This window comes from Aquitalea sp. S1-19 (assembly GCF_024343515.1).
Map to the genome: position 1 here is coordinate 1 of NZ_RJTZ01000063.1, position 19,320 is coordinate 19,320.

Sequence of the window (19,320 nt, forward strand, 5' to 3'; positions counted from 1 at the left end):
CGGCCATCCTGACCCATCCGGTGTTCAACCAGTACCACACCGAACACGGAATGTTGCGCTACCTCAAGCGTCTGGAAAACCGCGACCTCGCACTGAATCATTCCATGATCAGTCTGGGCTCGTGCACCATGAAGCTGAACGCCGTGGCCGAGATGCTGCCGGTGACCTGGCCTGCTTTTGCCGAGCTGCATCCGTTCTGCCCGGCCGATCAGGCGGTTGGCTATCACGAAATGATTGCCGGCTTGCAGGCGCAGCTGATGGCGATTACCGGTTTTGACGCCATCTCGATGCAGCCCAACTCCGGCGCCTCGGGCGAATATGCCGGCTTGCTCGCTATCTTGCGCTACCACGAAAGCCGTGGTGATGTTGCGCGCACCGTGTGCCTGATTCCGCAATCGGCACACGGCACCAACCCCGCTACCGCGCAGATGCTGGGCATGCAGGTGGTGGTGGTGAAGTGCGACGAATTGGGCAATGTGGATCTCACCGATCTCAAGGCCAAGGCCGAGCTGCACGCCGATCGCCTGGGCGCGCTGATGATTACCTACCCGTCTACCCACGGCGTGTTCGAAGAAAGCATCCGCGATATCTGTGCATTGGTGCATGGTTACGGGGCGCAGGTGTATATGGATGGCGCCAATATGAATGCGCAGGTGGGGCTGACCCGTCCGGCCGATATCGGTGCCGATGTGCTGCACATGAATCTGCACAAGACCTTCTGCATTCCGCATGGCGGCGGCGGTCCGGGCATGGGCCCGATCGGCATGAAGTCGCATCTGGCGCCATTCATGGCCAACCATGTGGTGAGTGAAGTGCCGGGTGCGCAGGCAGGCCAAGGGGCGGTGTCTGCCGCGCCATTCGGCTCGGCTTCCATCCTGCCTATCTCGTGGATGTATATCACCATGATGGGGGCAGAGGGCATGAAACTGGCGACCGAGCATGCACTTTTGAATGCCAACTACGTTGCCGCAAGGCTCGCGCCGCACTATCCGGTGCTGTATAGCGGCAAGCAAGGGCGGGTGGCGCACGAGTGCATCATCGACTTGCGCCCGCTCAAGGCGGCCTCCGGCATCACCGAAGTCGATATCGCCAAGCGCCTGATGGACTACGGCTTCCACGCCCCGACCATGAGCTTCCCGGTAGCCGGCACGCTGATGATAGAACCGACCGAGAGCGAGAGTCAGGTCGAGCTTGACCGTTTTATCGCCGCGATGCTGGCGATACGGGCAGAAGTGCAGGCAGTCGAGGATGGCGTCTGGCCGGCGGACAATAATCCGCTGGTCAATGCGCCGCACGGCAAGGCCGATATCGCTGCCGACTGGAACCGGCCATACAGCCGCGAGCAGGGTTTGTTCCCGCTGCCTTATGTACTGGACAACAAGTTCTGGCCGGCGGTGAACCGCATCGACGACGTGTACGGGGACCGTAATCTGGTGTGCAGCTGCCCGGCAACGGCGGATTATTTGTAAGCTGTCTTTCTGGGGTGATGCATTCAGCCTTCGCTTGTCACCCGTGCAAGTGGCGAGGATGTGATGTATTGCCACAGTAAAAGAAAGTGCCCGCGAGCTAAAGCTTGCGGGCTTTTTTATTGAGGCGTAAGCTGCTGTCGGATAAATGCGACATAACAAAGAGGCTGGCAAATATTAGATAGGGTGTTTCCCCTATTGTACTGACGAGGTTGTTCAGTATCTATTGCATGCTGATTTTTGTAAGTATTTGAATTTTAATAATTATTGCTGCTTGCAGGGTGTAAGTGGCCTCGTGCTACTCACGCCTGGCAAGCAGGATGCGAGCGAGTGCATCACACATCAAGTTACCCGTTTGGTATTTTGCTGTTATGATCCGCGACATCAGGCCTGCACACGTTAAAGCGAGATAAAAAATGAGTCCGACACGCAGAACCCAACAAAGCCGCCGCGAAGGCACCATAGGTAAACTGGTGGCCTCCGCCATCGATTGCATCAACGAGCTGGGCTATCAGGGTGCCAGCGTGCAGATTATCTGCCAGCGCGCCGAACTGTCGCAGGGTGCCTTGTTCCGTCATTTCGCCACCAAGAACGAGTTGATGCAACTGGTGTACAACAGCACCATTGATCTCTTGTTCGACCGTGCCGCCGCCGATCTGGTGGCTTTGCCGGCGGATGCGTCGGATGAGGACAAGATGGTGTGCCTGATGCGCTCGCTGGTGGCCGATGTGCACTATGTGGTGCTGATGGAGCTGATGATGGCGGCGCGCACCCAGCCCGAGCTGTCCAGCCTGATCGCCCGCGACGGCCTGCGCCAGCGCGACCGTTTTATCGCCTTGCTGGGCACCTATTTCCCGCGCTATGCCGGCAATAGCGAATTCGTCGCCATGGCGCTGACCATGATGACTACCTATCACGGCATGTCGCTGTACCGCACCATGAGCCGCGAAGTCGAGGCATCGCCGCTACGCGAGCAGTGGTTGCAGAACATCCTGCGTCAGGAGCTGGCACGTCTGGCCAAGAAAGGCGCCGATACCGTCAATCCGGTATACGACCTAGCATCGTTGCCGCAGGCGTGAGTTTGTTAGGTAGGGAGTGGGGAGCAGGATGGGTGAAGCGCAGCGCAACCCATCTTGAGGGAGTAGGGAGTAAAAAACCGCCGGTGTGAGCTTGGCGGTTTTTGTTTTCCTGTCGATATCCATGCGTAAAAAAACCGGCGCTGAGCACCGGTTTTTTGCTTCATCAAACCAAGCTTAGAAAGCGTGGGTGATGTAAGCGCCGAAGGCTTTAACGGTATCGTCATCACCAACGTTAACCAGAGCGCTGTCGCGCTTGATCTGGCCGTATTGGCCGCTAACTACGGTACGCTTGGACAGTGCGTAGTCGGTGCCAACAACGATCTGTTCGTAGCCGGAGTTGCTCAGCTTCTTACCGTCAGCCTTGATGTCGAGGCCTTGGGCATAGGTGAACTTAGGCGTGAAGTTGCCGATGGAGTAAGCAGCGGTCAGTGCAAATTCTTGGGACTTGAAGCTGGAAGCATCGCCCAGAGCGGTGGTAGTTGCCTTGTTGAATTCCAGGATGTCAGCAAAGGTCTGGTCCATTGCGCCCTTGTTGTGGCGATAGCCGGCAGCCAGGAACAGGTTGTTGGCTTCGTAGCCAACTTCCAGTTGGTGCTGCTTGCCTGCTTCAGCCTTTTCGCCTGCAACGGTGTTCAGGCCGGTGCGGTAGGTGTAAGCATACTTGGCGAACATTGGGCCATACTCGTAACCCAGACCCAGGTTGTAGGTTTCGCGGTCTTTGGAAGCAACTTCTTTAACATCTGGCTGGTCAGCATCGTTGATAAAGAGTTCGTTACGGGTGTCACGGTCTTCTTCGGTGCCGTACAGGAAGGCAGCCTTGAAGCCTGCATATTCTGGGGAGTCGATACGAACGGCGTTTTTCACACGGGTGTTGCCGCGGGTGTAGATGCCCAGGCCCAGTGCATCGTCGTTATATTCGTATGGGTCAACGGTGCCCATGTCGGAGTCGCCGAAGTTGGACAGGTTACCCAGACGGATGGTACCGAAGTCGGAAGTCAGACCGATAAAGGACTGGCGCGAAGCCCAGTTGCCGCTGTTGCTGCTGTCGTCGGTGGAAACAGCGGTTTCAACCTGCCAGATAGCCTTCAGGCCGTTACCCAGATCTTCATTGCCCTTGAAACCGATGCGCGAGCCAACGTCTTCGATCTTGGTTTCTTTGGTCTTACCTGCATCAACGGATTCAACACCACCTTTGATGATACCGTAAACGGTTACATCAGCCATAGCAGCAGCTGGCAGTGCGGAAACCAGAGCAGCGATCAGTACTTTTTTCATGTTTAAACTTCCTTGTGCGTAGAAGAAATTTGCGAGCAAATGCTAACGTCCATGCAGGGTGGTGCGCAACATTTAGAATGCAAACTGTTGCTTTTTTGTAACACTTTGCAAGCGCTGGCTTGCTCTTGATGTGGGTGTGTTTGACTTGGTTTTAGGGTAAGTTGTTGATTTGATTATTAAAAAATACTGATATTATGGCGTAGCTATTCGTTTGCCTGTTTATGCTGTTTTTGTGGTTATTTTGGCTTTGTTTGCCTTTATGTTTTCTTTTTGTGGCGCTTTATGCCGGACTTTTGTCTTTTTTGAGAGCCTTGGTGGAATGGGGCGGGCATAAAAAAAGCCCATCCGCAGAGGATGGGCGCAATACCTAATCTCGAAACAACAGAAAGACTCATGAGCAAGCATATCTGTCGAAGACCATTCTAGTTGCGAGTGAAGGCTATGTAAATAAAATAATTCCCGGCTTTGCCTTGCCTTGATCGGAATCAGTCGCTGTCTGTATTTTTTGGGTCGGGCGCAGGATGGGGGAAGCGAAGCGCAACCCATGGCGGGGTGGGGGTGCTGGATGGTGGTTACGCGGGATGGGTTACGGCCTTCGGCCTGCACCCATCCTGCGGTTGTTTTACGCCTGCAGCGCCTGTTCGATGTCGGCCAGAATGTCGTCGCAGTGCTCGATGCCTATGGACAGGCGCACCATTTCCGGACGTACGCCGGCCTTGAGCTGCTCTTCGGGCGAGAGCTGACGGTGGGTGGTGCTGGCCGGGTGGCAGGCCAGACTCTTGGCGTCGCCGATATTGACGAGACGGGTGATCAGTTGCAGCGCGTCGATAAAGCGTGCGCCGGCTTCGATGCCGCCCTTGACCCCGAACGACAAAATCCCCGAGGCGCGGCCGCCCATATAACGATCGACCAGAGGCTTGGACGGGTTGCCTTTCAGTGCCGCGTACTCGACCCACTCGACCTTGGGATGGCTGGCCAGATGCTGCGCCACCTTCAGCGTGTTGTCGCAGATGCGGTCCATGCGTAGTGCCAGTGTTTCGATGCCGAGCAGGATTTCGCGCGCGTTGAACGGCGAGATGGCCGCGCCCATATTACGAAGCGGCACTACGCGGGCGCGGGCGATATAGGCGGCAGCACCCAGCGCCTCGACATAGTTGACGCCGTGGTAGCTGACGTCGGGGGTGTTCAGGCGCACAAAGCGCTGGGCGTGTGCGCCCCACGGGAACTTGCCGGAGTCGACGATGATGCCGCCTATGCTGGTGCCGTGACCGCCGAGGTATTTGGTGAGCGAGTGCACTACGATGTCGGCGCCGTGCTCGAACGGGCGGCACAGATAAGGAGAGGGCACGGTGTTGTCGACGATCAGCGGCAGGCCGTGCTTATGTGCTTCCTCGGCAAAGGCGGCGAAGTCGACCACATTGCCCAACGGGTTGCCGATCGATTCGCAGAATACCGCCTTGGTGCGCGCGTCCACATACTGGGCGATGGAGGCCGGGTCGCGGTGATCGACGAAATGCACCTTGATGCCCAGTTGCGGGAAGGTGTGGGCGAACAGATTGTAGGTGCCGCCATACAGCGTGCTGGTGGCAATGATATTGTCGCCGGCTTCGGCAATGGTCTGGATCGCGTAGCTGATCGCCGCCATGCCGGAGGCCACCGCCAGTGCGCCGATGCCGCCTTCCAGCGCGGCCACGCGCTGCTCCAGCACGTCGGTGGTCGGGTTCATGATGCGGGTGTAGATATTGCCCGACACTTTAAGGTCGAACAGGTCGGCTGCGTGCTGGGTGCTGTCAAAGGCGTAGCTGGCCGTCTGGTAGAGCGGCACGGCTACCGCATGGGTGGTTGGCTCCGGGCTGTAGCCGGCGTGGACGGCGAGGGTTTCTATCTTCATGGTTTCTCCTTGGGGAGGGTTAATGGCGGGCGATGGCGTTTAGCAGCCACAGGCTGAGGCCGGCGGCGGCCAGATGCAGCCAGGCCAGGCGGCGAAAGTGGCGGGCGGCGTGAGCGGGCGCGCGGTGGCTGATGATGAAATGGCGCCCGTCGCTGGGTGCTGTCAGATGGTGGGTGAGCGGCGCGGCGGCCAGCTCGGCATGTTCGCGGCTGACTTCGGCATGAATGGCGCGCCGTGCCGCTTCCCATTCTTCCATATCGATCTGGCCATCGCGGTTACGGTCAAAGCGTGCCAGCAGCTGTGCCTGATCCTGCTTGAGGTGTTCCAGTTCAAGTTTCACGTCTTCGCGTTGTTGCGCCTCACTCTGCGTGCCGCCGATAGCGGACAGCGTGCCCAATACATAGAGCGGGTCGTGTTCGGCTATCCATTCTTCGGTGATGCGCCAGCCATCATCCAGCGTGATGCGGCGGTGGGCGCTCTGGATGGTGGCGCCTTCGGGGTGGATGATGACTTCGCCGCCGCTTGTGTCGCGCAAACGCCAGCTGGCTTCGCTTTGTGCTGATTCGCTGCTTTTACCCAGTACGCTTTGTCCTTGCCACTGCTTATGCCAGCGGTACCAGACGCAGGGGCGGCCGGATAGCGGAGAAAACAGCGGTGCCTGTTCGTGATTCAGGGCATAGCCATAAAGTTCGGTGTAACCGAGGGCCGCGCTGCGGGCGCGGGCGGTGGGGGTGTCGGCGATGGCGCGGTAGCGGCGGTAGTTGATGTGCCATAAGGCCAGGGCGTAGACAAGAACAAGCGCGGATGCGGGCAGAAAAAGTGGCAAAAAGCGCAGCTGCCAGACACACCACAGCAAGGCCGGGTAAGCCAGCAGCGCGCTCAGACGCTGCGAGGCGCCGGGCTTTGCGCCGGGTAACAGTTCAGCGGTTAAATAGTGCGGCAATGTCCACATCGGCCTTGTCCTGGCTGCTGAAACGCAAGGGGCTGGCCTTGGCAAAGCCCATGGTCTGGGCGATCAGCACATCGGGGAATTGCTCGATGCGGATATTGTTGATATTGACCGCTTCGTTGTAGAGTTCGCGCCGGTCGGCGATGGCGTTTTCCAGTGTGCTGATGCGCTCGCTTAGCAGGGTAAATTGCTGGTCGGCCTTGAGTTCGGGGTAGGCTTCGGCCACGGCGTAGATCTGGCCGAGAAGGCCGCGCAGGCTGCCTTCCAGCTCGCCGATGCGGGCGATGTCGCCGCCGCGGGTCGCCGTACGGATGGCGGCGCGCGCTTCCATGACGCGGGTCAGCGTCGCCTGCTCGAACTGGGCGTATTGCTGGCACACCGCCACCAGCTTGGGCAGTTCGTCGTGGCGCTGCTTGAGCAAGACATCGATATTGGCCCAGCTGCGGCTGACTTCATGCTTGATGCGCACCAGTGCGTTATACAGGCTGACGGCGTACAGCAGCAGGGCGGCGAACACCGCCAGCAAAATCCAGAGATACATGATCGCGCTCCTTGAACCAATCATGCCATGATGATATCCGGCACGGGGCGCGTCAATAAAACAAGGGTAATAGAGCGATGCTGAGCTTGAATATTGTGGGTGCGGGACGGCTGGGCAAGGTGCTGGGGCGACTGGCGCAGGACTCGGGGCGCTACCGGGTGGCGGCGGTGTTGTGTCGTGAGCGCTCGCATGCGCGGGAGGCCGCCGCTTTTGTCGGTGCGGCGCAGGCGCTGGATGCGCTGGCGGATCTGCCTCCAGCCGATTTGACCCTGATAGCCGTGCCGGATGGCGCCATTGCCTCCGTTGCCCAGGCGCTGGCTGATGCGAAAGTCGTGTGCCCGGGGACTGTGGTTTTTCACGCCAGCGGTGCGTGTTCCTCGGCCTTGCTGGCCCCTTTGGCGCAGCAGGGTGCGCAGGTGGCCAGCCTGCATCCGGCATTTTCTTTTGCCGAGCCTGAGCGCGCGCGGCAAACCTTTGCCGGCAGCTTGTGCGCGCTGGAAGGCGAGGCGGTAGCGTGCGAGCGACTTGCGCAACTGGTGGCGGCCATTGGTGGCGAGGCATTTTATCTGGAGGGCGAGGGCAAGGTCGCCTATCACGCGGCCTTGAGTATCGCTTCCAATTATCTGGTGACGCTGGTGGCACTGGCCGAAGGCGTAGCGGCCAATGCTGGTATCGAGCACGCGGTTGCGCGGCGCCTGTTGGGCGGCCTGATGCGCCAGTCGCTGGACAACGCGCTGGCGCTGGGGACGGAAGCGGCCCTGACCGGCCCTATTGTGCGCGGTGATGTCGCGACCGTGGCATCGCATCTGACGGTGCTGGATAAGGGGCAGGGTGCCTTGTATCGCGCGCTGGGCCAAGTCACGGTAGAGCTTGCCGGGGACAGGCTGGATGCGGGGCAGAAGCAGGTCTTGCGCAAGGAGCTGGAATAATTGACAGGGAGTGGTGAGTAGGAAATGGAGAGTTACTGCGTCTACTCCCCACACCCTACTCCCCGATTTTTTATTCCCTGATCCCGAATACCTGCCTCAGGTAGGCGAGGACGGTCGCATCGGCGGGCATGGTTTTGCCCGGGCTATCGGACAGCTTGGCGACTGGCTGGCCATTGCAGCTGACCAGCTTGAGGACGATCTGCAAGGGGGTGAGTCCCATATCGTTGCTGAAATTGGTGCCGATGCCGAAGCTTATCTGGATGCGTTCGCTGAAATGCTGGTGCAGCGCCAGCGCCTTGTCCACGTCGAGCGCATCGCTAAAGACCAGCATCTTGCTGTGCGGCGGGATGCGTAGCGCCTGATAGTGGGCAATGGCCTTCTCGCCCCAGAGATAAGGGTCGCCGCTGTCGTGGCGCAGTCCGTCAAACAGCTTGGCAAAATAAAGGTCGAAGTCGGCGAGAAAGGCATCCATGCCCACCACGTCGGTCAACGCTATACCCAGATCGCCGCGGTATTCCTGCACCCATGCTTCCAGTGCCGCCTTTTGAAAGTCGCGCAAGCGTACGCCCAGCGCCTGAAAAGCCTGGAAAAACTCGTGTGCCATGGTACCGATCGGGGTGATGCCCAGCTGCCACGCCAGATAGACATTGCTGGTGCCGCGAAAAATATCGGGGACTTCCCTTTGCAAGCTGGCGACGACATGGGCGTGCCAGTCGCGCGAGAAGCGGCGGCGGGTGCCAAAGTCCGACAAAAGCAGTGGGCCATGGCTGGCCGGGCGCGCGCTCTGGCTGAAGGCTTGCAGACGGGCGATTTTCTCTTGCAGCCTGCGCTGGCCTTCTGCGCGTATGGCGCTATTGTCTTGCGGCTGGAAATAGAGTTCGTTGACGATGGCGAGCACGAAAATCTCGAAAAACATCGCCTGTATCATCGGGCCCTTGATGCTGATAAGCAGTTCCTCCCCCTGTTCTGTCACGCGGATAAAGCGCCGCTGCAGATGGAACAACTCCAGATAGTCGACAAAGTCGCTCTTGATAAAGCGCAGGCTGCGCAAATAGCCTAGTTCGTCCTGAGTGAAGTGCAGCGCGCACAGGGCATCCAGTTGCGCTTCGAGTGCGTTTTTCAGCGAGGAGAGCGGCCGCTGCGGCGTGTTGCGGCATTTAAAGGCGTATTCGCCATGCGCGGCCGGGAACTGGTGCAGCACCACCTGCAGCATGGTGAACTTGTACAGGTCGGTGTCGAGCAAGGAGGTGATGATGGGGGGCATGGCCGGCATAGGGCTGCGGTGTCCGCTTGATAAGGATGGGCTTAAGCGGCCGCGCCGTATGCCGGCGCGGCGCTGTTTTTATGCGTGAACGATAAAGATGGCCGGACGCTTGTGAAAGTCGGGCGCGTCCTTGGGCCAGTCGGCAACAGGCAGACTGACGATGGTCTGGCTAGGCAGGGTCAAATCGGCCGCCACACACAGGCGGGTGGACGGGGCGAGAGTTTTTCTCAGTTCGGCCAGCATGGTGTTGTTGCGGTACGGCGTTTCGATAAAGACCTGCGTCTCCTTGTTCTGGCGCGAGCGCGCTTCCAGCGCCTGAATGGCGTGGGTGCGTTCGCTGCCGTCAACCGGCAGGTAGCCGTGAAAGGCGAAGCACTGGCCGTTGGCGCCGGAGGCCATCAGTGCCAGCAAGATGGACGATGGCCCTATCATGGGCTCCACCCGCACGCCTTTGGCGTGGGCCAGTGCCACCAGTTGCGCACCGGGGTCGGCAACGGCTGGGCAGCCGGCTTCGGATACCAGGCCCACATCCTGCCCGTCCAGCAAGGGCTGCAATAGCGTCGCGACATCGGCCTCTGGCGTGTGCTCGTTCAGCGTGTTGAGCGTCAGCTCGCGTATCGGCGTGGTCACGCCCAGCGCCTTGAGGTGCTTGCGCGCGGTTTTTTCCGCCTCGACCACAAAGGTGGTGATATGGATGACGCGCAGGCGTTCGTGCTCGGGCAGCCACGGTGTGTTTTCATCGCCCAGCGGCGTCGGGATCAGGTAAAGGGTGCCGGTCATCAGAGTATGTCTATGCCTTCGTTGATTAGCATGCTGATCAGGGCGAACAGGGGAACGCCGATCAGGGAATTGGGGTCGTCGGATTCGACGCTTTGCAACAGCGCGCCGCCCAGCCCCTCGCTTTTGGCTGCGCCAGCGCAGTGCAGCGCATCCGGTTCGCGGCTGAGGTAGGTGCGGATCTGGCTTTCGCTTAATTGGCGCAAGGTGACGCGGGTCAGGCCGACGTTTTCCTGCAGACGGCCGCTTTTGCTGTTATAAAGCGCCAGCGCCGAGTGGAAGACGACGGTGCGCCCGCTCATCCATTGCAGCATGGCGACGCCGTTTTCAAAGCTGCCGGGCTTGCCTATCTGCTGGCCATCAAGCAGGGCAACCTGGTCGCCGCCTATGATCAGCGCGTCGGTATAGGCGTCGGCCAGCGACATGGCCTTGATGCGTGCCAGGCGCACCGCCGTTTCCAGTGCGCTTTCGCCGGCGAGCGGCGTTTCGTCGCAAACGGGTGCTGCGCAATGGATAGGCAGGCCCAGACGTTCGACGATTTCGCGCCGGTAGCGCGAGGTGGAGGCAAGTACGATGGCTTTTTGCATGTTGAGGCTTGATTGCTTTGACAAATCCGTGGCGGCAATTATATCATCTCGCGTTTATGTCTAACCCGATTTTGATCGATCCGCTCGCGTTTGGCCGTGATGGCCAAAGTCGCAATGGTCGCCGCACCATCGCCGACCTGGATGAACGTGTACTGGAAAACCTCGCTGACAACAGCGGGGCGGTTCAGTTTACGGCTGAAGGCTTTATGGATGGCTCGCGCCGCCCGTCTCTCCGGCTCAAGGTGACAGGGACAGTTAATGTCATCTGTCAGCGTTGTCTGGAGCCTATGGAATATCCCATAGAGAGTGAAGCCGTACTGACGTTCTTCCGGGACGAAGAGAAACTGGCTGCCGCTGTCGAGGACAACGAAGAACTCGATGCCGTTATGGCCGAGGAAGAGTTGGACGTGATCGCGCTGGTCGAAGACGAGATCATCATGGGCTTGTCCTTGTCACCCAAGCACGATCAGTGCGGTGACGAGTTGCTTGAGCACGGCAAAGCCGGAAAGCCGAATCCGTTCGCGGTGCTGGCTGCGCTCAAGAAACCCAAGTCCGAATAAAGTTTGAATTTTTTAGGAGTCAATCATGGCCGTTCAGCAGAACAAAAAATCCCCATCCAAGCGTGGCATGCACCGCGCCCACGATTTCCTGACCGCTCCTTCGCTGGCTGTTGAAGCGACGACCGGTGAGCGTCATCTGCGTCACCACATCAGCCCTAACGGTTTCTACCGCGGTCGCCAGGTTGTGAAGGCCAAGAGCGAGTAATCGTTCACCTTGACTTCCTGTTCCATACAACAGGTAGTTGACTACCGAAGACGCTGATGAGTATCACCGTAGCGGTGGATGCCATGGGTGGTGACGTTGGACTCAAGGTCACCATTCCCGCATCCATCCAATTTCTGCACGACCATCCCGACAATAAATTGATTCTTGTGGGTGACAGCACGGCCATCGAAGCCGAGCTGCATTCGTGCGAGCCGCGTTTGCGTTCGCGCATCGAGATCCAGCATGCGACCCAGGTCGTAGACATGGACGAAGCGCCCCAGCTTGCACTCAAGAACAAAAAAGATTCGTCGATGCGGGTGGCTATTAATCTGGTCAAGGAAGGCCGCGCCCAGGCGTGTGTTTCCGCCGGGAATACCGGTGCCTTGATGGCAACCGCCAGATTTGTCCTGAAAACCATTCCGGGTATCGACCGTCCCGCCATTGCCAAGCTGATGCCTACCGTTCGCGGCACCACTTGCGTACTGGATCTGGGCGCCAACGTCGATTGCACGCCGGAACAACTGCTGCAATTTGGCATTATGGGGGCCGAACTGGTCGCCAGCGTGTCGCATCAAGCGCGCCCGACGGTGGGCTTGCTGAATATCGGCTCCGAAGAGATCAAGGGCACCGGCAATATCAAGCTGGCCGCCGAACTGTTCCGGGCGTCCGAACTGAATTTTTACGGTAATGTCGAAGGCGACGATATCTACAAGGGTACGGTAGATGTGGTTGTATGCGACGGCTTTACCGGCAATGTCGCGCTCAAGACTTCCGAAGGTCTGGCGCACATGATTTCCGTTTTCCTGCGTGAAGAGTTCACCCGCACCTGGTGGACGCGCCTGTGTGCGCTGGCCGCAATGCCTGTGCTGAAACACTTCAAGTCGCGCGTCGATACCCGTCGTTATAACGGTGCCAGCATGCTGGGCTTGAGGGGCATTGTGGTGAAGAGCCACGGTGGAACCGACGCGATAGGATTCCGTTTTGCGCTGGAGCAGGCTTGCGAGGAAGTCGACTCCGACGTGATAGGCCACATTACCGACCAGGTCGCGCTGCACCAAGAGAACAGACAGCGCGCCGAGGCCCAAGCGAATCAGGTTCCTGCATAATATGATTTATTCCCGCATTCTTGGCACCGGCAGCTATCTGCCACCTACGGTGCTAAGCAATGCGACGCTGGCCGAACGGGTGGAGACCTCCGATGAATGGATTGTCTCCCGTACCGGTATCCGTGAGCGTCGTATTGCTGACCCCGATCAGAAAACCAGCGATCTTGCCCTGCATGCCGCCGAAGCGGCGATAGCCAGTGCCGGCATAGACCGCAACGAGATCGATCTGATTATTGTTGCCACCACCACGCCGGATATGGTGTTTCCCAGCGTAGCCTGCCTGTTGCAGGAAAAGCTGGGCATTCATGGCGGCCCGGCTTTTGATGTGCAGGCGGTATGTGCCGGCTTTATGTACGGGCTGGTGACCGCCGATGCCTATATCAAGGCGGGTCTGGCGACCAAGGCGCTGGTGATCGGCGCCGAAGTACTGACGCGCATCCTGGATTGGGAAGACCGCCGTACCTGTGTGCTGTTTGGCGATGGTGCCGGCGCCGTGATACTGGGCGCATCCGATACGCCGGGCATCCGTCACGCCAAGCTGGCTGCCGACGGGCGCTACAAGGACATCCTGAATACGCCGGCGCAGATTTCCGGCGGCAAGATCCAGGGTATGCCTTATCTGTTTATGGATGGTCCGGCGGTATTCAAGTTTGCCGTCAAGGCGCTGGCCGATATCGCCAACAAGACGCTGTCCGAAGCGGGCGTGGCGCAGAGCGAAGTGGACTGGCTGGTGCCGCATCAGGCCAATTTGCGCATTATCGAGTCGACTGCCAAGCATCTGAAACTGCCGATGGAGCGGGTGATTGTTACCCTGCCCGATCAGGGTAATACCTCGGCGGCATCGATTCCGCTTGCGCTGGACACCGCCGTACGCGATGGCCGTATCCAGCGCGGTCAGACTGTTTTGCTGGAAGGCATAGGCGGCGGTTTTGCCTGGGGTGCCGTATTGCTGACGTACTGAGCCTGCCGGCCATGCCGGTGGACATTGCGCGCTAGGCGCGACATCTTCAAGGGGCTGTATTTATGGCTTTTGCTTTCGTTTTTCCCGGTCAGGGCTCGCAGAGCCTCAATATGATGGCCGGCTTCGAAGGTCTGCCTGTTGTCCGGCATACTTTTGCTGAAGCATCCGATGCTTTGTCGCTGGATTTGTGGGCCATGCTGAACGCCGATTCAGCCGACGCCATCAACGCAACCGTCAATACCCAGCCTATCATGCTGGCCGCAGGCTACGCGACATATCTCGCGTGGCAGGAACTGGGCGGTGTCCAGCCTGCGGCATTGGCCGGCCATAGCCTGGGCGAGTACACCGCCCTGGTGGCGGCGGGTGCCTTGCCGTTTGCCGAAGCCATCAAGCTTGTGCGCCTGCGCGCCGAAGCGATGCAGGCGGCGGTGCCGGCCGGAGTGGGGGCGATGGCCGCCATTCTGGGGCTGGCGGACGCCGACATCGTGGCGGCTTGCGCCGAAGCGGCGCAGGGCGAGGTTGTCGAACCGGTGAACTTCAATTCGCCAGGGCAGGTGGTGATTGCCGGGAACAAGGCCGCCGTCGAGCGTGCCATGGGGCTGTGCAAGGACAAGGGTGCCAAGCGCGCCTTGCCGCTGCCGGTCTCCGTGCCTTCGCATTGCGCGCTGATGCGCCCTGCTGCCGACCAACTGGCGGTGGCGCTCAAGAACGTACATATCAATGCGCCGGCCATTCCGGTACTGCATAACGCCGATGTGGCCAGCTATCAGGATGCGGATCAGATTCGTGATGCGCTGACGCGCCAGCTGTATAGCCCGGTGCGCTGGACCGAAACGGTGCAGAAGCTGGTGGCCGATGGCCTGCCGCTGATGGCCGAGTGCGGCCCGGGCAAGGTGCTGGCCGGTTTGGGTAAACGCATAGACAGCAGCGTGCGCTGTCTGGCGCTGGTGGATGCTGCAGCGCTGGAAGCCGCGCGCAGCGAACTGCTCTGATATTGCAGGGAAGGGGACGCTATGAGCTTGAAGGGTAAAGTAGCACTGGTCACCGGCGCATCGCGCGGCATCGGCGCCGCCATTGCCGACTCGCTGGCGCGCGAAGGCGCGATCGTGATCGGAACGGCGACATCGGAAGCCGGTGCCGTGGCGATTTCGGCACGGCTGGCCGAGTTTGGCGGTCTGGGCATGGAGCTGAATGTCACCGCAGACGACGCGATCGAGAATCTGGTGGCTGTGATTGAAAAACAACACGGTGCCATCGCCATTCTGGTCAACAATGCCGGCATCACCCGTGACGGCCTGCTGATGCGGATGAAGGACAGCGACTGGGACGACATCATGGATACCAACCTCAAGTCGGTATTCAAGGCTTCCAAAGCCGTGCTGCGCGCCATGATGAAGGCGCGCTTTGGCCGGGTGATCAATATCGCCTCGGTCGTTGGCGTGATGGGGAATGCGGGTCAGGCTAACTATGCAGCGGCAAAGGCGGGTATCATCGGCTTTACCAAGTCGATGGCGCGCGAAGTGGGCAGCCGCGGCATCACGGTGAATTGCGTGGCGCCGGGCTTTATCGATACCGATATGACCCGTGCGCTACCCGAGGCACAACGTGAGGCGCTGGTTGGCCAGATCGCGCTGGGGCGCTTGGGCGATGCACAAGATATTGCCGATGCCGTGGTGTTTCTGGCGTCGGACAAGGCGGCTTATATCACGGGCCAGACCTTGCATGTAAATGGCGGGATGTTGATGCCCTGAATGAATTTATGATGAATCATAAATTTTTAGTTGGGCTACTCTAATTTTTTTTTGTAGAATACTCGGGTTCAGCTTGTCCCGAAACAGAAAGGCGAAGGGTTACAAATGGAAAATATCGAAGCGCGCGTCAAGAAAATCGTCGCTGAGCAACTGGGTGTGAACGAAGCCGAAGTGAAGATCGAATCTTCCTTCGTTGACGATCTGGGTGCAGACTCCCTTGACACCGTGGAACTGGTGATGGCTCTCGAAGAAGAGTTCGAGTGCGAAATTCCGGATGAAGATGCCGAGAAGATCACCACCGTGCAGCAGGCTGTTGACTACGTCACTGCCCACCTGAACAAGTAATCCCTTCACGGGATTGTCCAAGACCTCTGCCGGTGTGGCCATGGCTCACCACGCAGGGGTCTTTCAGTTTTTACTGCCCAAACGTGTGTTTGACTGTCCTGCATCAAGCAAGGCAGTGGCAGGATCACGCAAGACAGCTTTTTTCTCTTTTAATGGAGAGTCCCTGTGTCAAAACGCAGAGTCGTAATCACCGGCCTCGGTCAGGTGTCCCCGGTCGGTAACGATGTGGCTAGTGCATGGGCCACGCTGCTGGCTGGCAAGAGCGGCATTGGTCGTATTACCCGTTTCGATGCCAGTGATCTGGCGTGCCAGATCGCCGGTGAAGTCAAAGACTTCGATATCACCCAATATATTCCTGCCAAGGATGCGCGCCGCATGGATGCTTTCATCCATTACGGCATCGCTGCTGCCTTGCAGGCCATTACCGATTCCGGTCTGGACGCGTACGAGCGTCTGGACAAGACCCGCGTCGGCGTCAATATCGGTTCCGGTATCGGCGGCTTGCCGCTGATCGAGGACACCGGTGTCGCCTTGATCGAAGGTGGTCCGCGCAAAATCGGCCCGTTCTTTATCCCTGGCTCGCTGATCAATATGATTGCCGGCCATGTGTCCATCCTCAAGGGCTATCAGGGCCCGAGCTATGGCATTGTGTCGGCGTGCACTACCGGTGCGCATTGCATCGGTGATGCTGCGCGCGTGATCCAGTACGGCGACGCGGATGTGATGGTGGCTGGTGGCGCCGAGTGTGCGATTGCCCGTCTGGGTATCGGCGGTTTTGCCGCCATGAAGGCGCTGTCCACCCGCAACGATGATCCGGCTGCTTCGTCCCGCCCTTGGGACAAGGGTCGCGACGGCTTTGTGATGGGTGAAGGCGCCGGCGTGCTGGTGCTGGAAGAGTATGAGCACGCGCTGGCGCGCGGGGCGACCATCTATGCTGAGCTTGCCGGTTTCGGCATGAGCTCGGACGCCTACCATATCACGGCACCGAATGCGGAAGGCCCGGCTCGCGGCGTGAAAAACGCGCTCAAGGATGCCGGCGTCAACGCCGATGAGGTGGATTACGTCAATGCGCACGGCACCTCGACGCCGCTGGGCGACGCCAACGAAACCGCTGCGCTCAAGCTTGCCTTCGGCGACCATGCCCATAAGCTGGTGGTGAACTCGACCAAGTCCATGACCGGCCACCTCTTGGGTGGCGCGGGCGGGGTGGAGGCGATCTACTCCATTCTGGCGCTGCATCATCAGGTTTCGCCGCCGACTATCAACCTGCAGGAGCAGGACTTCGAAGCCGGTTGCGACCTCGACTATGTGGCCAATACTGCGCGCGATATGAAGATCGATGTGGCCATCTCCAACTCCTTCGGTTTTGGTGGTACCAACGGTACGCTGGTATTCCGCAAGATCTGACCGGACTGTCCGGCCTTGACGGAAAAAACCGCTGCGATACACTCGCGGCGGTTTTCTTTTTTTCAGCCTGCGCCACCTTGCGGACGATACATGTTTAGCCGATTACTCGATTCAGTCCCTGATCTTCTGGCGCTCTATGCCGCCGACCGGGCCACTTTCCCCTATCTGTTGCAGTCTTCCGGCGACACGGGCTGGGACATCCTGTTTGCCCTGCCACAAGAGACCCGTATCTATCAGGGTGGGGAGGGGGCGGCTTTTGTGGCCGATCTGCGCGCCTTGCCGGTGGATACGTCCTTGCCGGCGCAGCACCTGCCCTTTAGTGGCGGCTGGTTTGTTTATCTGGGCTATGACTTATTGTCCGAATTCGAGCCTTCGGTTGCACCGGCGCTGGCCGACAGCTTCCCGCTGGCGGCATTGGCGCGCATTCCGGCGGCGGTTTTGGTCGAGCGTAGCAGCGGCCAGGCGACGCTGATGGCGGAAAGTGCCGAGCTGCTGGAAGATTTGCAGGCGCGGGTGCAGTCATGCCCGGCTTTTGCCGCAAAGCCTGTACAGCTGGCTGCGCTGGAGGAAGATCCCCCGCACTGGTATACCGATGCCGTATTGCGCCTGAAGGACTACATCGTCGAAGGCGATGTGTTCCAGGTGAATATTTCGCGCGGCTGGCGTGCCGAGCTGGCCGCGGGATTGCGCGCCGCCGATCTGTATGCCGCCTTGCGCCTGGCCAATCCGGCGCCTTTTTCGGCGCTGGCTGATCTGGGGAACGCACAGATTGTCAGCTCCTCGCCCGAGCGTCTGGTGCGGGTGCGCGATGGCTGGGCCGATACGCGGCCGATTGCCGGCACCCATCCGCGCTCCAGGGATGCGGCCGAGGATGCGGCGCTTAAACAGCGTCTGGCTGACAGCAGCAAGGAGCGCGCCGAGCATGTGATGCTGATCGATCTGGAGCGCAATGATCTGGGGCGGATTTCACAGCCGGGTACGGTCGAAGTGAACGAGCTGATGGCGATCGCCAGCTACGCCTATGTGCATCATATCGAATCCAATGTACGCGGGCGCATCCGTCCCGATGTCACCACGGTGGAGGTGCTGCGTGCGCTGTTCCCCGGTGGCACCATTACCGGTTGCCCCAAGGTGCGCACCATGCAGATTATCCGCGAGCTGGAGAACAGTGCGCGCCGTGCCTACACCGGCAGTCTGGGTTATCTGAACCACGACGGTACGCTGGATCTGAATATCCTGATCCGCACCTTTATGCAGCAAGAGCAGCAGCTGCGCTTCCGGGCCGGCGGCGGCATCGTGGCCGACTCCGACCCCGAGCGCGAATTGCAGGAAACGCGGCACAAGGCGCGCGGCCTTTTGCGGGCGCTTGGCGTGGAGCAAGCCTGATGGTGCTGGTCAATGGCGAGCTCGCCGATACCCTGAGCGTGCATGACCGTGCACTGGCTTACGGTGACGGCGTCTATCGCACGCTGGAGCTGATCGACGGGCAGCCGCGGCTATGGCCGTGGCAGTGGGCGCGCTTGCAGGCGGACTGTGCTGCGCTGGCCTTGCCCTGCCCGGACGAGACGGAGCTGCTGGCCGAGCTTGCGCGCGCCGCCGCCGGTCTGGTGCGCGCGGTGGCCAAGGTCACCATCAGCCGCGGTCAGGGGATGCGCGGCTACGCCATCCCTGTGACTGCTACGGGTAGCCGGGTGGTGGCGGTGAGTGCATGGAGCGGCTACCCGCCCGCCTGTGCCCGGGAGGGGATTGCTGTGCGCTGGTGCGATATGCGTCTGGCCATCCAGCCGCGCTTAGCCGGCATCAAGCATTTGAACCGGCTGGAAAACGTTCTGGCGCGCTCGGAGTGGCAAGACCCGGCGCTGCGCGAGGGGCTGATGCTGGATAGCGAAGGCTATGTGGTGGAAGGCACCATGAGCAATCTTTTTGTGCTGCGTGGCGGCGAGGTACTGACCCCGGCGCTGGATCGTTGCGGCGTGAGCGGTGCGCTGCGTGCCTGGCTGCTGGATAGCTTGCCTGCATTGGGTTACCTGCCAAAAGTGGTGCGCCTGTTGCCGCAGGATGTGCTGATGGCGGACGAGGTTTTCCTGTGCAATAGCCTGATCGGCATCTGGCCGCTGGCAAGGCTGAATGAGCGCTTCTGGGACGATTTTGCCCTGGCGCAGCGCCTGCAGGCGCGCCTTGCGCGCGAGCCTTAATCCTCGGCCCCCTCAAGCTGCCAGTACTCAAA

Annotated in this window: 20 protein-coding genes; 13 read left to right on the forward strand and 7 right to left on the reverse strand. The window is 59.8% G+C overall.

The window, feature by feature from the left end; all coding sequences use genetic code 11:
* Both EGI20_RS10675 and EGI20_RS10680 read left to right on the forward strand, forming a co-directional pair.
* Positions 1 to 1,469, forward strand: a 1,469-nt coding sequence (locus EGI20_RS10675) for a beta-eliminating lyase-related protein (protein WP_498631443.1), incomplete at its 5' end; no start/stop codon positions are given.
* Between the two features lie 413 nt (positions 1,470 to 1,882).
* On the forward strand, positions 1,883 to 2,545 hold the full coding sequence (locus tag EGI20_RS10680) for a TetR/AcrR family transcriptional regulator (protein ID WP_498631444.1): 663 nt from the start codon (positions 1,883 to 1,885) through the stop codon (positions 2,543 to 2,545).
* A gap of 174 nt (positions 2,546 to 2,719) precedes the next feature.
* Here EGI20_RS10680 and EGI20_RS10685 read toward each other — a convergent pair whose 3' ends face one another.
* The 4 genes from EGI20_RS10685 to EGI20_RS10700 form a co-directional block, all read right to left on the reverse strand.
* The gene (locus EGI20_RS10685) at positions 2,720 to 3,820 is read right to left on the reverse strand and encodes a porin (RefSeq protein WP_498631445.1); all 1,101 of its coding nucleotides are present in this window, start codon (positions 3,818 to 3,820) and stop codon (positions 2,720 to 2,722) included.
* 622 nt (positions 3,821 to 4,442) lie between these two features.
* Positions 4,443 to 5,711 (reverse strand): O-acetylhomoserine aminocarboxypropyltransferase/cysteine synthase family protein, encoded by a 1,269-nt coding sequence (locus tag EGI20_RS10690; protein ID WP_498631446.1) that lies wholly within the window; start codon positions 5,709 to 5,711, stop codon positions 4,443 to 4,445.
* A 19-nt stretch (positions 5,712 to 5,730) separates the two neighbouring features.
* The gene (locus tag EGI20_RS10695) at positions 5,731 to 6,663 is read right to left on the reverse strand and encodes an LSm family protein (RefSeq protein WP_498631447.1); all 933 of its coding nucleotides are present in this window, start codon (positions 6,661 to 6,663) and stop codon (positions 5,731 to 5,733) included.
* Positions 6,632 to 7,201, reverse strand: coding sequence for a LemA family protein (locus EGI20_RS10700; RefSeq protein WP_498631448.1), 570 nt, complete (start codon positions 7,199 to 7,201; stop codon positions 6,632 to 6,634). The genes EGI20_RS10695 and EGI20_RS10700 overlap by 32 nt, the downstream gene beginning before the upstream one ends.
* Before the next feature lie 77 nt (positions 7,202 to 7,278).
* On the opposite strand from EGI20_RS10700, the gene EGI20_RS10705 reads away from it, so the two are divergent.
* Positions 7,279 to 8,130, forward strand: a complete 852-nt coding sequence (locus EGI20_RS10705) for a Rossmann-like and DUF2520 domain-containing protein (RefSeq protein WP_498631449.1) — start codon at positions 7,279 to 7,281, stop codon at positions 8,128 to 8,130.
* Between the two features lie 70 nt (positions 8,131 to 8,200).
* Here EGI20_RS10705 and pncB read toward each other — a convergent pair whose 3' ends face one another.
* From pncB to EGI20_RS10720, 3 genes are all read right to left on the reverse strand, one after another.
* Entirely contained in the window at positions 8,201 to 9,394 is a 1,194-nt protein-coding gene (pncB, locus tag EGI20_RS10710) for a nicotinate phosphoribosyltransferase (protein WP_498631450.1), read from the reverse strand.
* Between the two features lie 78 nt (positions 9,395 to 9,472).
* Entirely contained in the window at positions 9,473 to 10,174 is a 702-nt protein-coding gene (locus tag EGI20_RS10715) for an SAM-dependent methyltransferase (protein ID WP_498631451.1), read from the reverse strand.
* A complete protein-coding gene (locus tag EGI20_RS10720) occupies positions 10,174 to 10,758 on the reverse strand; it encodes a Maf family nucleotide pyrophosphatase (RefSeq protein WP_498631452.1) in 585 nt (194 codons plus the stop codon). The genes EGI20_RS10715 and EGI20_RS10720 overlap by 1 nt, the downstream gene beginning before the upstream one ends.
* A 56-nt stretch (positions 10,759 to 10,814) precedes the next feature.
* On the opposite strand from EGI20_RS10720, the gene EGI20_RS10725 reads away from it, so the two are divergent.
* From EGI20_RS10725 to pabC, 10 genes are all read left to right on the forward strand, one after another.
* Positions 10,815 to 11,318, forward strand: coding sequence for a YceD family protein (locus EGI20_RS10725; protein WP_124734056.1), 504 nt, complete (start codon positions 10,815 to 10,817; stop codon positions 11,316 to 11,318).
* Between the two features lie 25 nt (positions 11,319 to 11,343).
* Positions 11,344 to 11,523 (forward strand): 50S ribosomal protein L32, encoded by a 180-nt coding sequence (gene rpmF, locus EGI20_RS10730; protein WP_124734057.1) that lies wholly within the window; start codon positions 11,344 to 11,346, stop codon positions 11,521 to 11,523.
* A 56-nt stretch (positions 11,524 to 11,579) separates the two neighbouring features.
* Positions 11,580 to 12,629, forward strand: a complete 1,050-nt coding sequence (gene plsX, locus EGI20_RS10735; protein ID WP_160794248.1) for a phosphate acyltransferase PlsX — start codon at positions 11,580 to 11,582, stop codon at positions 12,627 to 12,629.
* Position 12,630: 1 nt separating this feature from the next.
* Positions 12,631 to 13,590 (forward strand): beta-ketoacyl-ACP synthase III, encoded by a 960-nt coding sequence (locus tag EGI20_RS10740; RefSeq protein ID WP_498631453.1) that lies wholly within the window; start codon positions 12,631 to 12,633, stop codon positions 13,588 to 13,590.
* Between the two features lie 62 nt (positions 13,591 to 13,652).
* Positions 13,653 to 14,582, forward strand: a complete 930-nt coding sequence (gene fabD / locus EGI20_RS10745; RefSeq protein ID WP_160794250.1) for an ACP S-malonyltransferase — start codon at positions 13,653 to 13,655, stop codon at positions 14,580 to 14,582.
* Positions 14,583 to 14,603: 21 nt separating this feature from the next.
* A complete protein-coding gene (fabG, locus tag EGI20_RS10750) occupies positions 14,604 to 15,341 on the forward strand; it encodes a 3-oxoacyl-ACP reductase FabG (RefSeq protein ID WP_498631454.1) in 738 nt (245 codons plus the stop codon).
* A gap of 105 nt (positions 15,342 to 15,446) precedes the next feature.
* A complete protein-coding gene (gene acpP, locus EGI20_RS10755; protein ID WP_124734062.1) occupies positions 15,447 to 15,686 on the forward strand; it encodes an acyl carrier protein in 240 nt (79 codons plus the stop codon).
* A 165-nt stretch (positions 15,687 to 15,851) separates the two neighbouring features.
* Positions 15,852 to 17,093, forward strand: coding sequence for a beta-ketoacyl-ACP synthase II (gene fabF, locus EGI20_RS10760; RefSeq protein WP_498631455.1), 1,242 nt, complete (start codon positions 15,852 to 15,854; stop codon positions 17,091 to 17,093).
* A 90-nt stretch (positions 17,094 to 17,183) separates the two neighbouring features.
* On the forward strand, positions 17,184 to 18,479 hold the full coding sequence (locus tag EGI20_RS10765) for an aminodeoxychorismate synthase component I (protein ID WP_498631456.1): 1,296 nt from the start codon (positions 17,184 to 17,186) through the stop codon (positions 18,477 to 18,479).
* The gene (gene pabC / locus EGI20_RS10770) at positions 18,479 to 19,288 is read left to right on the forward strand and encodes an aminodeoxychorismate lyase (protein WP_498631457.1); all 810 of its coding nucleotides are present in this window, start codon (positions 18,479 to 18,481) and stop codon (positions 19,286 to 19,288) included. The genes EGI20_RS10765 and pabC overlap by 1 nt, the downstream gene beginning before the upstream one ends.
* Positions 19,289 to 19,320: the final 32 nt, after the last annotated feature.

Coding starts and splice junctions, on each gene's coding strand:
- EGI20_RS10740 (WP_498631453.1), top strand. CDS start 12,631: ATGATTTATTCCCGCATTCTTGGCACCGGCAGCTATCTGCCACCTACG.
- fabD (WP_160794250.1), top strand. CDS start 13,653: ATGGCTTTTGCTTTCGTTTTTCCCGGTCAGGGCTCGCAGAGCCTCAAT.
- EGI20_RS10700 (WP_498631448.1), bottom strand. CDS start 7,201: ATGTATCTCTGGATTTTGCTGGCGGTGTTCGCCGCCCTGCTGCTGTAC.
- EGI20_RS10720 (WP_498631452.1), bottom strand. CDS start 10,758: ATGCAAAAAGCCATCGTACTTGCCTCCACCTCGCGCTACCGGCGCGAA.
- rpmF (WP_124734057.1), top strand. CDS start 11,344: ATGGCCGTTCAGCAGAACAAAAAATCCCCATCCAAGCGTGGCATGCAC.
- EGI20_RS10715 (WP_498631451.1), bottom strand. CDS start 10,174: ATGACCGGCACCCTTTACCTGATCCCGACGCCGCTGGGCGATGAAAAC.
- acpP (WP_124734062.1), top strand. CDS start 15,447: ATGGAAAATATCGAAGCGCGCGTCAAGAAAATCGTCGCTGAGCAACTG.
- plsX (WP_160794248.1), top strand. CDS start 11,580: ATGAGTATCACCGTAGCGGTGGATGCCATGGGTGGTGACGTTGGACTC.
- EGI20_RS10705 (WP_498631449.1), top strand. CDS start 7,279: ATGCTGAGCTTGAATATTGTGGGTGCGGGACGGCTGGGCAAGGTGCTG.
- pabC (WP_498631457.1), top strand. CDS start 18,479: ATGGTGCTGGTCAATGGCGAGCTCGCCGATACCCTGAGCGTGCATGAC.
- EGI20_RS10680 (WP_498631444.1), top strand. CDS start 1,883: ATGAGTCCGACACGCAGAACCCAACAAAGCCGCCGCGAAGGCACCATA.
- EGI20_RS10725 (WP_124734056.1), top strand. CDS start 10,815: ATGTCTAACCCGATTTTGATCGATCCGCTCGCGTTTGGCCGTGATGGC.
- EGI20_RS10695 (WP_498631447.1), bottom strand. CDS start 6,663: ATGTGGACATTGCCGCACTATTTAACCGCTGAACTGTTACCCGGCGCA.
- EGI20_RS10685 (WP_498631445.1), bottom strand. CDS start 3,820: ATGAAAAAAGTACTGATCGCTGCTCTGGTTTCCGCACTGCCAGCTGCT.
- EGI20_RS10765 (WP_498631456.1), top strand. CDS start 17,184: ATGTTTAGCCGATTACTCGATTCAGTCCCTGATCTTCTGGCGCTCTAT.
- fabG (WP_498631454.1), top strand. CDS start 14,604: ATGAGCTTGAAGGGTAAAGTAGCACTGGTCACCGGCGCATCGCGCGGC.
- pncB (WP_498631450.1), bottom strand. CDS start 9,394: ATGCCCCCCATCATCACCTCCTTGCTCGACACCGACCTGTACAAGTTC.
- EGI20_RS10690 (WP_498631446.1), bottom strand. CDS start 5,711: ATGAAGATAGAAACCCTCGCCGTCCACGCCGGCTACAGCCCGGAGCCA.